Annotated in this window: 14 protein-coding genes and 1 tRNA gene; 5 read left to right on the top strand and 10 right to left on the bottom strand. The window is 39.3% G+C overall.

Going from position 1 to position 13051, the window contains the following annotated elements; genetic code table 11:
- The first annotated feature begins 213 nt into the window (after window positions 1-213).
- The 3 genes from RI561_RS11905 to RI561_RS11895 all read left to right on the top strand — a co-directional run bounded on the left by RI561_RS11905 (window position 214) and on the right by RI561_RS11895 (window position 1396).
- Window positions 214-660 (top strand): DUF4174 domain-containing protein, encoded by a 447-nt coding sequence (locus tag RI561_RS11905; protein WP_395080468.1) that lies wholly within the window; start codon window positions 214-216, stop codon window positions 658-660.
- 52 nt (window positions 661-712) lie between these two features.
- Entirely contained in the window at window positions 713-1132 is a 420-nt protein-coding gene (locus RI561_RS11900; RefSeq protein WP_395080467.1) for an OsmC family protein, read from the top strand.
- Window positions 1133-1225: 93 nt separating this feature from the next.
- Window positions 1226-1396, top strand: coding sequence for a hypothetical protein (locus RI561_RS11895; RefSeq protein WP_395080466.1), 171 nt, complete (start codon window positions 1226-1228; stop codon window positions 1394-1396).
- 139 nt (window positions 1397-1535) lie between these two features.
- Here RI561_RS11895 and RI561_RS11890 read toward each other — a convergent pair whose 3' ends face one another.
- From RI561_RS11890 to gap, 3 genes are all read right to left on the bottom strand, one after another.
- Entirely contained in the window at window positions 1536-2438 is a 903-nt protein-coding gene (locus tag RI561_RS11890) for a M20/M25/M40 family metallo-hydrolase (RefSeq protein WP_395080465.1), read from the bottom strand.
- A gap of 58 nt (window positions 2439-2496) precedes the next feature.
- Window positions 2497-3498, bottom strand: a complete 1002-nt coding sequence (locus tag RI561_RS11885; RefSeq protein ID WP_395080464.1) for an acetamidase/formamidase family protein — start codon at window positions 3496-3498, stop codon at window positions 2497-2499.
- 209 nt (window positions 3499-3707) lie between these two features.
- A complete protein-coding gene (gene gap / locus RI561_RS11880; RefSeq protein ID WP_395080463.1) occupies window positions 3708-4706 on the bottom strand; it encodes a type I glyceraldehyde-3-phosphate dehydrogenase in 999 nt (332 codons plus the stop codon).
- A 232-nt stretch (window positions 4707-4938) separates the two neighbouring features.
- Between gap and pruA the strand changes: the two genes are divergently transcribed.
- A complete protein-coding gene (pruA, locus tag RI561_RS11875; RefSeq protein ID WP_395080462.1) occupies window positions 4939-6555 on the top strand; it encodes an L-glutamate gamma-semialdehyde dehydrogenase in 1617 nt (538 codons plus the stop codon).
- A gap of 76 nt (window positions 6556-6631) precedes the next feature.
- Here the strand turns inward: pruA and RI561_RS11870 are convergent, their stop codons facing one another.
- The 7 genes from RI561_RS11870 to RI561_RS11840 all read right to left on the bottom strand — a co-directional run bounded on the left by RI561_RS11870 (window position 6632) and on the right by RI561_RS11840 (window position 12823).
- Window positions 6632-7324, bottom strand: a complete 693-nt coding sequence (locus tag RI561_RS11870; RefSeq protein ID WP_395080461.1) for an ankyrin repeat domain-containing protein — start codon at window positions 7322-7324, stop codon at window positions 6632-6634.
- A gap of 138 nt (window positions 7325-7462) precedes the next feature.
- A complete protein-coding gene (gene fmt, locus RI561_RS11865) occupies window positions 7463-8377 on the bottom strand; it encodes a methionyl-tRNA formyltransferase (RefSeq protein ID WP_395080460.1) in 915 nt (304 codons plus the stop codon).
- Window positions 8378-8381: 4 nt separating this feature from the next.
- On the bottom strand, window positions 8382-8942 hold the full coding sequence (gene def / locus RI561_RS11860) for a peptide deformylase (protein ID WP_395080459.1): 561 nt from the start codon (window positions 8940-8942) through the stop codon (window positions 8382-8384).
- A gap of 7 nt (window positions 8943-8949) precedes the next feature.
- Entirely contained in the window at window positions 8950-9372 is a 423-nt protein-coding gene (gene ruvX / locus RI561_RS11855; RefSeq protein ID WP_395080458.1) for a Holliday junction resolvase RuvX, read from the bottom strand.
- A gap of 13 nt (window positions 9373-9385) precedes the next feature.
- Window positions 9386-9709, bottom strand: a complete 324-nt coding sequence (locus RI561_RS11850; protein WP_395080457.1) for an HU family DNA-binding protein — start codon at window positions 9707-9709, stop codon at window positions 9386-9388.
- 169 nt (window positions 9710-9878) lie between these two features.
- Window positions 9879-12134 (bottom strand): RelA/SpoT family protein, encoded by a 2256-nt coding sequence (locus RI561_RS11845; RefSeq protein WP_395080456.1) that lies wholly within the window; start codon window positions 12132-12134, stop codon window positions 9879-9881.
- A 128-nt stretch (window positions 12135-12262) separates the two neighbouring features.
- Entirely contained in the window at window positions 12263-12823 is a 561-nt protein-coding gene (locus tag RI561_RS11840; protein ID WP_395080455.1) for a porin family protein, read from the bottom strand.
- Window positions 12824-12947: 124 nt separating this feature from the next.
- Here RI561_RS11840 and RI561_RS11835 point away from each other — a divergent pair.
- Window positions 12948-13035: transfer RNA gene (locus RI561_RS11835), tRNA-Leu, on the top strand.
- Window positions 13036-13051 lie beyond the last annotated feature (16 nt).

Genomic DNA, 13051 nt, shown 5'->3' with positions numbered 1-13051 from the left:
AGCATGATGGACATCACAATGAAAATGATAAGAGGTATGTAGCTGAATTTTTATCACGGTTTAAAAATAGGAATTGTTTTCAGTTGGTACAACTTTAAAATGTGGTTTTAAGGTATTCGCATTAACCATAAAAACCTGTTTCGCGTTTCTTTCAACTAAACTTTATTGAGAAGCCGGTTGTTGTAGTTCGTGAAATTGAATTTAGAACCTACTATGAAACTTTTATTCTCAGCTATACTTTTAGTTTCTTTACTTTTTACTTCAATGATTTCAACAGCTCAAGATTTCAATATCGACGACCACAAATGGAAAGATCGAGTTCTATTGATCTTTTCTCCCAATACATACAATCAAGACTACAGGGATCAAGTCGATTACTTAGATGATGCCCAAGAAGGCATTAAAGAACGAGACCTTAAGGCATATTATGTACTTAAAGAATCAAGTGCATCCGTACGAGGCCAAGTTCTCGAGAATGAGGACAGTGATTATATCCGCTCGGAATATGGAATATCTCCTTCGGATTTTACTGTAATTCTGATTGGCAAAGATGGTACTGAAAAGTTAAGAATAGAAGAAGCTTTGTCTACCAAGCGCTTATTTAAAGAAATAGATGCTATGCCAATGCGGAAATTGGAAATGAAAGATGATGGTAAATAGAAACAGAAGTTTTTACCTTTAAAATTGAAATTAAACAAAAGAAATTACTTGCATGAAAATAGACGTAAACTGGTTAGGCAACGACTTCCACTTTGAAGCTAAAAATGATACCAACGGTAAAATTCGCATTGATGGTAATAATGAAATTGGCGGATTAGAAGGTGGACTTGCCCCCATGCAATTATTGTTGGCCGGAGTAGGCGGTTGCAGCGCCATCGATGTACTTCATATTCTTGAAAAACAAAAGCAAAAAGTAGAAAGCCTGAAGGTTGAAGTAGATGGAGATCGCCAGGAAGTGGAGGGAGCTTCTCATACCGAATACCGTTCAATCAACTTACATTTTATTTTATCCGGTGAACTGGATTCCAAGAAAGTGGAACGGGCTTTAGAACTTTCTATAACCAAATATTGCTCAGCTTCCAAAGCACTTGAAAAAGGGTCGGACATCACCTACGACTACGAAATCAAATAAATCAGGGGACTAAAAACCGCCCAGAATTGCTTTAGAAGCACTTTTTAGCTATATTTATTGAATATTAAATTATAATAAATCAGTTACTTACCTATGGCTAAATGTGAATTATACCAAGACGTTAAAGGCGAATGGAGATGGAGACGTGTTTCTAAGAATGGGGATATTGAGGCCTTTTCCAGTCAAGGTTTCGAGACCGAAGAAGAAGCTCGAAAAGATGGTAAAGAATGCAAGGAATGCACCAGCTACCTTCGCAAATTCTAACAATTTTTTGTTATAAACTATTTAAGCCTCTCCCAACCGGAGAGGCTTTTTTATTGAATGCCACTAAAGCACTAAAATTCAAAAGGGATAAATTAATCCAAACAAAATTTTAGTAATTTCGAGATTTAGTAGCAAAATATCACTGCTCATCAAAGGCCAAAATAGCATTCAGAATTAGCTCTACCGTCCCTTTATAAAATTCCTGAGGAATGGTTTCAAAATCATCGGTATGCTGGTGGTAATGTTCGTGATCTTCTACTCCAAAATAGATAAAGGGAACTCCTTGCTGATGGAATGGTCCATGGTCTGAAGCAAAGGTCCAGTCATCCAACTCACTGTTAGGATCGTCGTGGCCAAAAAGCAGATTGATTTCTCCCATTTCAATGCTCTCCAATACAGGCTTGAAATAAGGATAGTGATACGTACCGACTGCATATATTTCATTGGAATCATTTTGGGCGATCATGTCCAAATTTATGTTCATCTTCACCTTTTCCAGGAATGTTGAGTCTTGAACTAAAGCTCTGGCTCCCTGAAGTCCCATTTCTTCCGCATCAAAAGCAGCAAAAACCAAAGTATGGTTGGGTTGAGCCTGGCTGAAATAATCTATGTATGTAATTAATGCTGCCGTACCGGACGCATCATCATCGGCTCCATTAAAAATTAAGGATTCTCGTTTCCCTAAGTGATCATAATGAGCAGTAATCACAATTACGGAATCTGACTTTCCCGAAATTTGCCCGATAACATTCACTCCGGTCATATCTTCTTCTTGGCGGTTTGTGAAAGTAAATTCGTGGGTATATGTGCCCTGAAATGGCTCTGCACCTTCTTCTTCGAATCGCTCAACTATATAATCACGAGCAATACGGTTTCCTTCCGTTCCCGCTCTCCGTCCTTCTGTTGTATCCGAAGATATAAACCGGAGGTCTTCTATAAGCTGTTCAGTATCTAGGGTTGGGGATTGGGTTGTATCCTGAGCGGTACATGACGCAAAAAGTGCGACTACAATTACAAGGAGTACTTTCTGATATATTTTCATTCTTTACGTTTATGGGCTATTGTTTTATTTGAATACCAAATTGCTAAAATCTAATTGATCAGTTTTTAAAAATGTCCTTAGGCATATGCATAGATACCAGCATGTGTGGAACATCCACAACTTCCGCAATCTTCAGGTCTCCGGCAAGTGAACAAAGTGCATAGGCATCATTTCGGTTCATGCCTTTTTCCTCTACCAAATAATCAACCATGTAACGAGTGGCTTTTTTTGCTGCTTCATCAATAGTCTCTGCAAAACCGGTTACTGCATAATATTCGTCAGTCTCATACTGCGGTTCCTTTAATTCCCTTCCACCTTTAATCACTTCTACTTCATAGATGATATTCATAGGTGCTTCAATAGCTGTTCCGCACACTTCTCCATGCCCCTGTGCTGCGTGCGTATCACCAATTGAAAACAGCGCTCCTTCTACAAATACCGGAAAGTAAACTGTTGAACCTTCGGTCATATTTGGGTCATCCATATTACCGCCGTTGGCCCTTGGAGGAATGGTGGACAAACTATCTTCTGTATCCGGAGCCACACCCATCACACCGGGAAATGGTTTCAAAGGAATCTCAATATTTTCTGAAAACATTGCGGTCTTTTTATCCTTGCCTAATTCAAACGTTTTTAACCAAGGTTCATCAAATTCTTCAGCAAGAAATCCAAAGCCTGGAATAATGGCAGTCCACCCCCAGTCTCCCATTTCTACTTTGTGCAGTGTCACTTTAAGTACATCACCGGGTTCGGCACCTTCAACATAAACAGGACCTGTAAGCGGATGAATGGGATCAAAACTCAAATTGGCCAAGTCGTCAAGGGTAGAATTCATATCTAACTGACTTGCTGAAGCTTCTTGAGTTGAAACTTTAATTACCGAGCCAGAAGGTACGGTCAAAACAGGCTCTATGGTACTACTCCACCGAGAGTGGACTTCTGCATCCGTAAGTTCGTAATCATATTCAATTTCTTGCTCAGGTGTATTCTCCGTTTGCTTAACACATCCCGTTATCAAAAATCCTGCAACAATTGCCAATACTAATATCTTCTGTATCATGACTGCCTCCGTTTTTATTCTTATGCTTTTGTGGATTAAATTTATCGCAATCAAATATACATGCTTTACCCCAAAAATTTTTAATGCCTCTCTGATTTTGATTTTTTTGAATTCGCATTGTTTTATTGAGTGGCTACCAAATAAAAACTCCTGCCTTCTTTCAAAAGCAGGAGTTAAATATAAACGCTCGATTTTATCGAAATTTGGAATTATACCACTTTGGTAATCAGGTCAGCCGTACGATGCGAATAACCGGCTTCGTTATCGTACCAGCCTATGATCTTGACTAACTTACCATCTACTTTTGTCATGTCACTGTCAAAAATAGTGGAATGTGGATTTCCGACAATGTCAGTAGAAACTAAAGGCTCATCCGTATATTCGACAATGCCTTTGTAATCACCTTCGGCTGCTTCTTTGAATAAAGCATTTACTTCCTCAAGGGTGGTTTCTTTATTCAGCTGAACAACTAAATCTGTCAATGAGCCTGTAGGTGTAGGCACCCGAACGGCACCGCCATCAAGCTTACCATCAAGATGAGGAAGTACGAGGCCTACTGCTTTAGCTGCACCTGTTGTAGTCGGTACAATATTAGCCGCAGCAGCGCGGGCACGTCGGAGATCCTTATGCGGACCATCTACCAGTTGCTGATCACCGGTATAAGAGTGGATGGTGGTCATAAACCCTTTTTCAACTCCGTACTTGTCGTCCAGAATTTTAACCATGGGTGCCAGGCAATTCGTGGTGCAGCTCGCATTTGAATAAATGGTTACGTCTTTGTCAATTTTCTCATCATTTACACCAAGAACAATAGTCTGAATATCACCTTTAGCGGGTGCTGATATGATCACTTTCTTAGCACCGGCTTCTAAGTGTTTGCCTGCACTCTCAGCATCCCGGAAAAAACCGGTAGATTCAACAACCACCTCGGCTCCCAATTCACCCCACTTTAAATTAGCGGGATCTCTTTCGGCACTAACTTCAAAACTCATTCCGTCTATAGTCAGCTTGTTTCCTTCAACCGAAACATCTCCCTGAAAAGTCCCTTGGGCTGAGTCGTATTTAAAAAGATGAGCTAATGTTTTTGGATCGGTGAGATCGTTAACTCCAACAATTTCAATATTGTTTTTGTGATTTGCCAGAATTGCCCGGGTTACCATTCTGCCTATTCGGCCAAACCCGTTAATTCCCACTTTAATTTTTCCCATTTTTGAATCCTGTTTTTTAATTGAATTTGAATGCTTTTGGATACACTAACTTCAATGTAAAAAGCATCTATAAAGTTCGTATGAATTTGTCTAAAGCTACCATTATAACACCCTATTTTCAATGTTTTCAATTTCCAAATATACTTTAAAATACAACTTTTGAAATGGGAGCGCTTTTCTGCGTATCTTTAATGTATCAACGCAAAAAATTATCAATAAAATAACAGGGATTATGCCAGATCAGACTTTAGAAAAATATAAAAATGAAACTTATTTAGATTTTTCTGATCCTACCAACGACAAAGCTCAGAAAGATGCATTAGAAGACGTAAGATCAAATTTTGGAAAAGAATACGACCTGTATATTAATGGCCAATTTGTAAAAGGAGACGCCGGAACATTTGACAGTAAAAACCCGGGAAATCTTGCCGAAACCATTGGTACATTCCAAATGGCAAGTAAAGAACAAGCTTTTGATGCTCTCGATAAAGCCTGGGATGCTTTCGAAAGCTGGCAATATGTTAGTGCGGAAGAACGAGCAGATTATCTTTTTAAAGCTGCTGATGTGATCCGACGCAGAAGACTGGAAATTAACGCATGGATGATCAGTGAAGCCGGTAAAAACTATCTTGAAGCGGATGCTGATACTTGTGAAGCCATCGACTTTATAGAGTACTACGCTCACGAAGCTCTGCGTATCGATGATGGTATGGACGTTCTTTCCGAAACCTGGGGCGATAATAATAAAACAATTTACATGCCCATAGGCGCCGGAGTTTCTATTTCCCCATGGAATTTCCCATTTGCCATTTTTGTGGGAATGTCGGTTGCCCCCATAGCTGTAGGTAATACGGTAGTGGCGAAGCCGGCTCCCGATACCCCTCGAATGGGATCACTTCTCGCTGAAATTTTTGACGAAGTTGGTCTCCCCGACGGAGTATTTAATTTTGTGACTGGCGGTGATATTGAAGTCGGTGAGAACTTGGCTAAACATCCAAATACACGCTTTATATCTTTTACAGGTTCAAAAGCTGTGGGACTTCACCTAAATAAAATTGCCGCTGAAGTTCAGGATGGACAGAAATTCCTGAAGCGCATGGTATGCGAACTTGGTGGTAAAAACGCCACTGTTGTTGATGAAGATGCCGACCTTGAAAGTGCTGCAACTGAAATAATTAAAGGAGCATTTGGATTCCAGGGACAAAAATGCTCAGCCGGTTCCAGAGTAGTTGCACATCAAGCCATTTATGATGAATTACTCGAAAAAGTAACTGAAAAAGCAAAAGCATTAAGTGTTGGTAATCCTAAAGACAATCACATTTCAGGCCCTGTTATCAATCAAAAAGCTGTGGACAAAATCATGAGCTACATTGAGATTGGTAAAAAAGAAGGAAAACTCATGGCCGGTGGTAAAATGGCTAAAACCAACGAAGAAGGCCATTATATAGAGCCTACCGTTTTTGCAGATATTGATGAAAACGCACGAATTGCCCAAGAAGAAATTTTTGGTCCTGTTACCGCATTTATCAAAGCAAAAGACACCGATGATGCACTCCGCATTGCCAACGGTGTAGATTATGGATTAACCGGAGCTTATTTCTCTAAAAATCCCAAGAAAATTGATCGTGCTTTACGAGAGTTCCGTGTTGGTAATCTTTACATCAACCGTAAGTGTACCGGAGCTTTGGTTGGAGCGCAACCCTTTGGTGGCTTTAAGTTAAGCGGTACCGATGCCAAAGCAGGCGGACGTGACTATCTCAAGTATTTCCTTGAGCCAAAATCAACTACACTCCGTCCACAGGATGGTGTTGATTACGAATTGGAAGATTTTGAGTTCGCTAATAAATAATTCTGATTTGCTATAAAAAATGCCTCGTTCAAATTAAAATGGACGAGGCATTTTTATTTTCTACAATCTTAATAAACTAATCATCCAAATCTACATCATCAGGAGCTTCGTCCTCATCAACCAGCTCATCGACATCCGGCGTGTCATCGATATCATCATCTTCGTCATCATCAGCAATGACATCCGCTTCTTTTTTCGCTTTCACTTCAGCTTTAGCTCCGGCCCGACGTAAAATGAGCGCGATATCATCCTGCTCATTATCCATGGCTATCATCATTGCAGTATCGCCGTTTTTGTCTCTTAGCTTTACATTTGCACCTTGTTCGATCAAGTACTTCACAAACTCGGTATTACCTTCTTTGGCGGCTAACATTAAAGCTGTATGTCCCCATCTTTGCTGTGCATCCACATCTGCACCGGCTTCCACCAATAATTTCACAATCTCCAATTCTCCAGACCGGGCCGCTGCAATCAAAGCCAAATCTCCAATTTTAGCTCCTTTGTCGAGAAAATACTTTAGCAGTTCGGTATTCCCATTTTCAGCAACACGGTTTAAAGCCGTACCCCCCATCTTCGTTTCTATGTTAAGGTCGGCACCTTCCTCAACTAAATACTTCACCAAAGCTGTGTGATTTTTCTCTGCCGCCAATACCAACAAAGATGCACCGCTTTTGTTGGTTTCATTAATATCGGCGCCTTCTTCAAGATGGGATTTTATCTCTTCTACATTACCTGCTTTAGCTGCTTCAAATATTGCTGATTGCTCCATATCTAATATAATTTTTTGCCTTTATAACTGCTGTGATGATAAAAAACGGTACGTATATCTCAAACTATTAATTATGTAATTTTATCGTGAAGAGAAATTAGTTCTACTCTAATCAGAGTAAATCTTTATAACACTTCTCTACTCCAATATGCTCTCGGTATCGTAGCCCCTCAGAAATTCCTCTCCGCTCATTCTTTTGGTACCCGGTAACTGAACTATCTTTAGCTCAACAGTTCCTTCGCTGCAACCCACAAGCAATTTCCCTTCATGCTCAAAAAGTCTTCCTGGCTTAACATTTAAATCGGGACCTATTTTTGATTGATAAATATTGAATTTTTCATCTTTTAGAAAACTCCAGGCCGTTGGAAACGGACTTAGACCCCGAATTTTATTATGTACCACTCTACTGGTTTGATTGAAATTTAGGTGACAATCATCCCGAAATAATTTAGGTGCAGGAGTGGCGAGGGAGTGGTCTTGCTTTGCAAGAGAATAATCCTGAGTTGCTATTTTATTGATAGCCTTAAGCAGCACCTTTGCTCCCATATCTCTAAGCCGTTCATAGAGCTGTCCGGTAGTTTCATTTTCTTTAATTGCTGTTTTCTCTTGCAGAATAATATTACCGGTGTCCACTTTGTCATCTAAAAAGAATACCGTACAACCGGTTTCCTTTTCTCCATTCATAATGGCCCAATGGATGGGAGCGGCTCCTCTATATTTTGGTAATAACGAGGCGTGAAGATTTATGGATCCTATTTTGGGAATTTTTAAAACCGAGGCCGGTAAAATGCGAAAAGCGACCACTACAAAAAGATCTGCTTCTAACTCTTCAAGGCGTGCTGCAAATTCATGAGAGTGGAGGTCTTCTATTTCAATAACAGGTAACCCCAACTCTAAAGCTTTCTTTTTGACAGGAGTCGGAGATGTTTTAGAACCCCGCCCCCTGCGTTTATCGATATTACTTACAACCGCTTTTATGGTATGCTCAGACCCGTAAATTTGCTCTAAGCTTGGGATAGCAAATTCAGGAGATCCCATAAATACAATGTTCATACCGTTAATCTTCCTTTTTGGGTACTACAGGATATTTAATTTTCTTTTCACCGGATTCAATGGCCTCAAGATCTTTTTTATGCAATCTTTTTTTGAAAGCACTCAGATAATCTAAAAACAGTGTTCCTTCAAGATGGTCGTATTCGTGCTGTATCACTCTTGAGGTCCATCCTCCCGCCTCCAAACGGTGCTTGTTAAACTCTCGGTCGAAGAACTCAATAATCACTGTTTCAGGACGAAATACTTTTTCATTTACTTCGGGAATACTTAAGCATCCTTCTTCTAAAGGAACTTTATTTCCGCGTTTCTCAAGTATTAGCGGGTTTATAAAAACCATAGGACCATAAGGAACTTCACCTTCTTCAATCATAGCATCGGTATCCATTACAAAAAGTTTCATGGACCTCCCGATTTGTGGTGCAGCCAAACCAACGCCATCAGCATTGTACATGGTCTCTAACATGTTGTCAATAAGGGTCTGTAATTCAGGGCTATCTTCTTTAATTTCTTCTGCTTTTTCACGCAAAACAGGGTCATCATATGTTACAATAGGAAGTATGGGCATAATGTATTTATGAGTTCGAGTCTAAATAGTTTTGTAGGATTATTGCAGCTGCTATACGGTCTACTCTTCCCTTTTCTTGTCTCTTTTTTTTGGGGATGCCAGCTTTAACCATCAGGCTGCGAGCTTGAGTTGAAGTGTAGCGTTCATCAACTTTAGCTATTTCAATATTTGGAAAAGACTGGCGCAGTTTTTCTATAAATTTGTTAACCATTTGTGTAGCTGAACCTTCCTCTCCGCTAAGAGATAAAGGCCAGCCAATCACAAATTTCTCTACAGGAGATTCATTTGTTATTCGTTTAAGTTCACTAATCACATCTTCCGGTGAAAAAGTTCCAACCGGAGTTGCAATAGTTTTTAGCAAATCAGTTTGTGCAATTCCAATTCGCTTTTTACCTACGTCTATGCCTATCAGGCGTGCATACTCCTGCAAAAAATTATTTTTGTTATTTGTCTTTCTTTACGTCTTCCAAAGGCTGACGTAAAAATGTTTTCATTAACTTACTTGGCTTGAAGTGTGTTTTTCGGTGTGCCGGTACATAAATCACTTCATTAGTTTTTGGATTACGAGCCTTTGGCTTAGCCTTTGTTTCTTTTACTTCAAAAACTCCAAAATCGCGTATTTCGATACGGCATTCAGTGTCTGCTGACATCATAATCTCTCTTAGGGCTACAATTACAGCATCAACCCAAGGTTCAGCCTGAATCATAGGTTCATCCATTGATTCTGCAACCCGACGTACAACGTCTCGTTTTGTATAAGTCATCATAATTTTAGTGGTTTAGTTTTTATGCTAATTTTTATGTTAGCGTAGTTAGTTTGTCCTTCCAATTTATTCGCAAACCCCAATGATTCCAGGTTTTCTTTTCATAACGAATAAACTTTAACAATTGTAAAGATAAGTTTTTAAAAAATCTACCTTATAAACATTAAAATTATCACTCATAACGAAGTACGTTTTTAACGCCTTCAATCTTTTCTAATTTCTTCATAATCCTATTCAAATGAGCAATCCCGTCAACATACAGGGTAATAATACCTTCAAACATTCCACTATCACTATTCACATTAATGCTTTTCATATTTGTTTCTAAGGATTTTGAAAGAACATCTGTGATATCATTGATCATACCAACTCGATCGCCGCCTATCACTTTTATAGCTCCCAGAAATTTGGTATCAATATTTTTTGCCCAGTTTACATCCACAATACGTTCGGCTTCGGTCTGCAAGAGATGTTGAGCATTATTACACATAGCCCGGTGTATTTTAATATCTCCGGTTCTGCTGATAAACCCAATCACATCGTCGCCGGGTATGGGATTACAGCAATTGGCATAGGAATACTTGATATTACTCAACTCTCCATTGATATATAATGCTTTCCCATCACCAACCGAACGAGCGGCATTCAGGTATTTATCCTGAATTTCTTCGGTGGTAATTTGTTTAGTTACATCAACCTTCGAGTCTTGAGTTTCAAATCGACCTGTGCTTTTATAATTTTTAACCGCTTTAAAAAGGTCTTTGACCTCAAAAACCCCGGAACCTATATCAAAAAACAGTTCCTGAGTTGACTCATAATCAAAGTACTTGGCAAATTTATTGAGCTCCTGTTCAGAGATTTCAAGTTTTCCTTTATCAGCTCTTTTATCCCATATTTCCCGCCCTTTTTCTGCAACTTTACGCTGCTTTTGTTTAATAAATTGCCTGATTCGGGATTTGGCTTTGTGCGTAACTACATCATCAATCCAATCCGGGTTTAAATTAATCTTATTACCCGTTATAATTTCAACCTGATCTCCATTTTGCAGTTTTTGGCGAAGAGGAACCATTTTACCATTGACCTTTGCAGCGGTAGCTCGCTCCCCAATCTCACTGTGAATTTCGAATGCAAAATCTATGGGTGTTGCTTCTCTTGGCAATGTTTTAAGTTCACCGTCAGGGGTGAATACATAGATTTCATCTTTATAGAGATTGAGCTGAAAATCTTTAACAAAATCCGTTGCAGCATCCGGACGGGGATTGTCGAGCACATCACGTACCCAGTTCACAAATTTATCTAAGGTCTCCGATCCCTGCTGAGCCCCTTCTTTATATTTCCAGTGGGCAGCTAACCCCTTTTCTGCAATATCATCCATTCGTCGTGTTCGGATCTGCACTTCAACCTTTCGCCCTTTATTGGTAATTACGGTAGTATGTAAAGACTGATATCCATTCGCTTTGGGAACCGATATAAAATCACGAAACCGCTCTGGAATTGGGGTGTACCAGTCTGTGATAATAGAATAAACTCTCCAGCAGTCTTCTTTAGTGTGAGGGTCTTCAAGAATAATACGGATGGCAAAAAGGTCATAAATTTCCTCAAAAGGCTTTTGCTGCCGCTGCATTTTTCGATAAATAGAATATATATGCTTAGGCCTGCCTTTGATCTCGAATTTGAACTGCATCTTACCCAACTCTTTTTTGATGGGCTCCATGAATTCATTGATAAACTCTTCGCGGTCTTCTCTTTTTTCCCGAAGCTTTCGTGCTACAAACTTGAATGAAGTAGGATCAATGGCCTTAAAACAAAGATCTTCCAATTCGTTTTTAATCTGGAACAACCCAAAACGGTGAGCCAGCGGAGCATATAACTCCAGTGTCTCGGAGGCTATTTTAACCTGCTTTTCTCTTTTCAGATGTTGGATAGTCCTCATATTGTGAAGCCGATCTGCAAACTTGATCAACACCACCCGAATATCTTCGGCCATAGTAAGCAGCAACTTCATGAAAGCCTCGGCTTGCTTACTATCGCGGCTTTTAAATACTCCGGTTATTTTAGTAACCCCATCAATAATGACAGCTACCTCCTCTCCGAACCAATACCGAATATCATCTAAATTTACATTGGTATCTTCAACAGTGTCGTGCAGTAAAGAAGCTATTACTGATACATCATCTATATTAATTTCACTGGCTACAATTTTTGCAACTTCCACGGGATGATAATAGTAAGGCTCGCCTGAAGCCCTTTTCATATCTTCATGAGATAAGTAGCATAATTTAAAAGCAGATGTGATAGCTTCTTCGTCAACTTCCTCAATGTGCTCTCGACATACTTCAAGAAGTAACTTCAGATCCTCTCTCTGAGCTTTTTTTAATTCATAACCTTGCAGGTCATATTTTTTTTCTATGGAAGCAACTCTGCTCATTCAATTTATCTTTAATTTTTACTCCCTAAAGTATTATAAAGGTGTTTGTGAAGCTTTTAACTTACATTTTTTTATATAAAAAAAGCGGCCATGAAAAAATCATACCCGCCTTTCTAAATATACAGATTTTAGAAGCTTAGTAATACACCGAACATAATCCGACCACTTTGGGCATCTGCCAATGTAGGTGATGAAAGTTCTTTGTTAGAATATCTGTACTCGACAAATGGCTTAACCATTGGTATAACAGTGACTTTAGCACCGGTAAATAGATTCCAATATAAATTACTCTCATCTCCTTCAGGATTTAGATCACCCGAAACACTATAATTATTGACCACGGCCTCATAATTCTCTGTCCCAATTCCGATACCGGCATAAGGCTGAATTAATCCTAGTGATACTCCACCGTAACCGGCTACGCCTACATCATAATTGGTGTATTCAATTGAATAATCTTGTCCCAGGTTATCTCTATCAAATTCTTCACTGAAGAAACTGGCATGTAACCTAATTCCCAGGTCAACGACCGGCACCGAACCCAATATTCCTTTTTGAATTCTTAAACCAAAACCATTTTTAGGATCTTCATTTCTAAGCTCATAGGAACCTCCAATCTCTAACTGCGCGTTTGCCGTTCCCGTAAAAAGAATTAAACCAATAGTGATAAGCAGTATTATTCGTCTCATAAGAAACTCCATTTGATATGTTTTACTGAAAGTTACAAAACACTAAACGGTAATCAATAATTTGTTTAAATCTTTATTGAAGTAGTGAGTATTAAACCCGTATATTTGGCGCCTACCACAGAAAGCCTCGGTGGTGGAATTGGTAGACACGTTGGACTTAAAATCCAATGGACATTACAATGTCCGTGCCGGTTCGAGTCCGGCCCGAGGTACTTAAAAGCCTTGCAG

The organism is Gracilimonas sp., assembly GCF_031581265.1.
Classification (GTDB): Bacteria; Bacteroidota; Rhodothermia; order Balneolales; family Balneolaceae; genus Gracilimonas.
This window is presented reverse-complemented; position numbering and strand designations above follow the sequence as displayed.

Coding starts and splice junctions, on each gene's coding strand:
- RI561_RS11890 (WP_395080465.1), bottom strand. CDS start 2,438: ATGAAAATATATCAGAAAGTACTCCTTGTAATTGTAGTCGCACTTTTT.
- RI561_RS11900 (WP_395080467.1), top strand. CDS start 713: ATGAAAATAGACGTAAACTGGTTAGGCAACGACTTCCACTTTGAAGCT.
- pruA (WP_395080462.1), top strand. CDS start 4,939: ATGCCAGATCAGACTTTAGAAAAATATAAAAATGAAACTTATTTAGAT.
- RI561_RS11885 (WP_395080464.1), bottom strand. CDS start 3,498: ATGATACAGAAGATATTAGTATTGGCAATTGTTGCAGGATTTTTGATA.
- RI561_RS11895 (WP_395080466.1), top strand. CDS start 1,226: ATGGCTAAATGTGAATTATACCAAGACGTTAAAGGCGAATGGAGATGG.
- RI561_RS11840 (WP_395080455.1), bottom strand. CDS start 12,823: ATGAGACGAATAATACTGCTTATCACTATTGGTTTAATTCTTTTTACG.
- fmt (WP_395080460.1), bottom strand. CDS start 8,377: ATGAACATTGTATTTATGGGATCTCCTGAATTTGCTATCCCAAGCTTA.
- RI561_RS11845 (WP_395080456.1), bottom strand. CDS start 12,134: ATGAGCAGAGTTGCTTCCATAGAAAAAAAATATGACCTGCAAGGTTAT.
- gap (WP_395080463.1), bottom strand. CDS start 4,706: ATGGGAAAAATTAAAGTGGGAATTAACGGGTTTGGCCGAATAGGCAGA.
- RI561_RS11850 (WP_395080457.1), bottom strand. CDS start 9,709: ATGATGACTTATACAAAACGAGACGTTGTACGTCGGGTTGCAGAATCA.
- RI561_RS11870 (WP_395080461.1), bottom strand. CDS start 7,324: ATGGAGCAATCAGCAATATTTGAAGCAGCTAAAGCAGGTAATGTAGAA.
- RI561_RS11905 (WP_395080468.1), top strand. CDS start 214: ATGAAACTTTTATTCTCAGCTATACTTTTAGTTTCTTTACTTTTTACT.
- def (WP_395080459.1), bottom strand. CDS start 8,942: ATGCCCATACTTCCTATTGTAACATATGATGACCCTGTTTTGCGTGAA.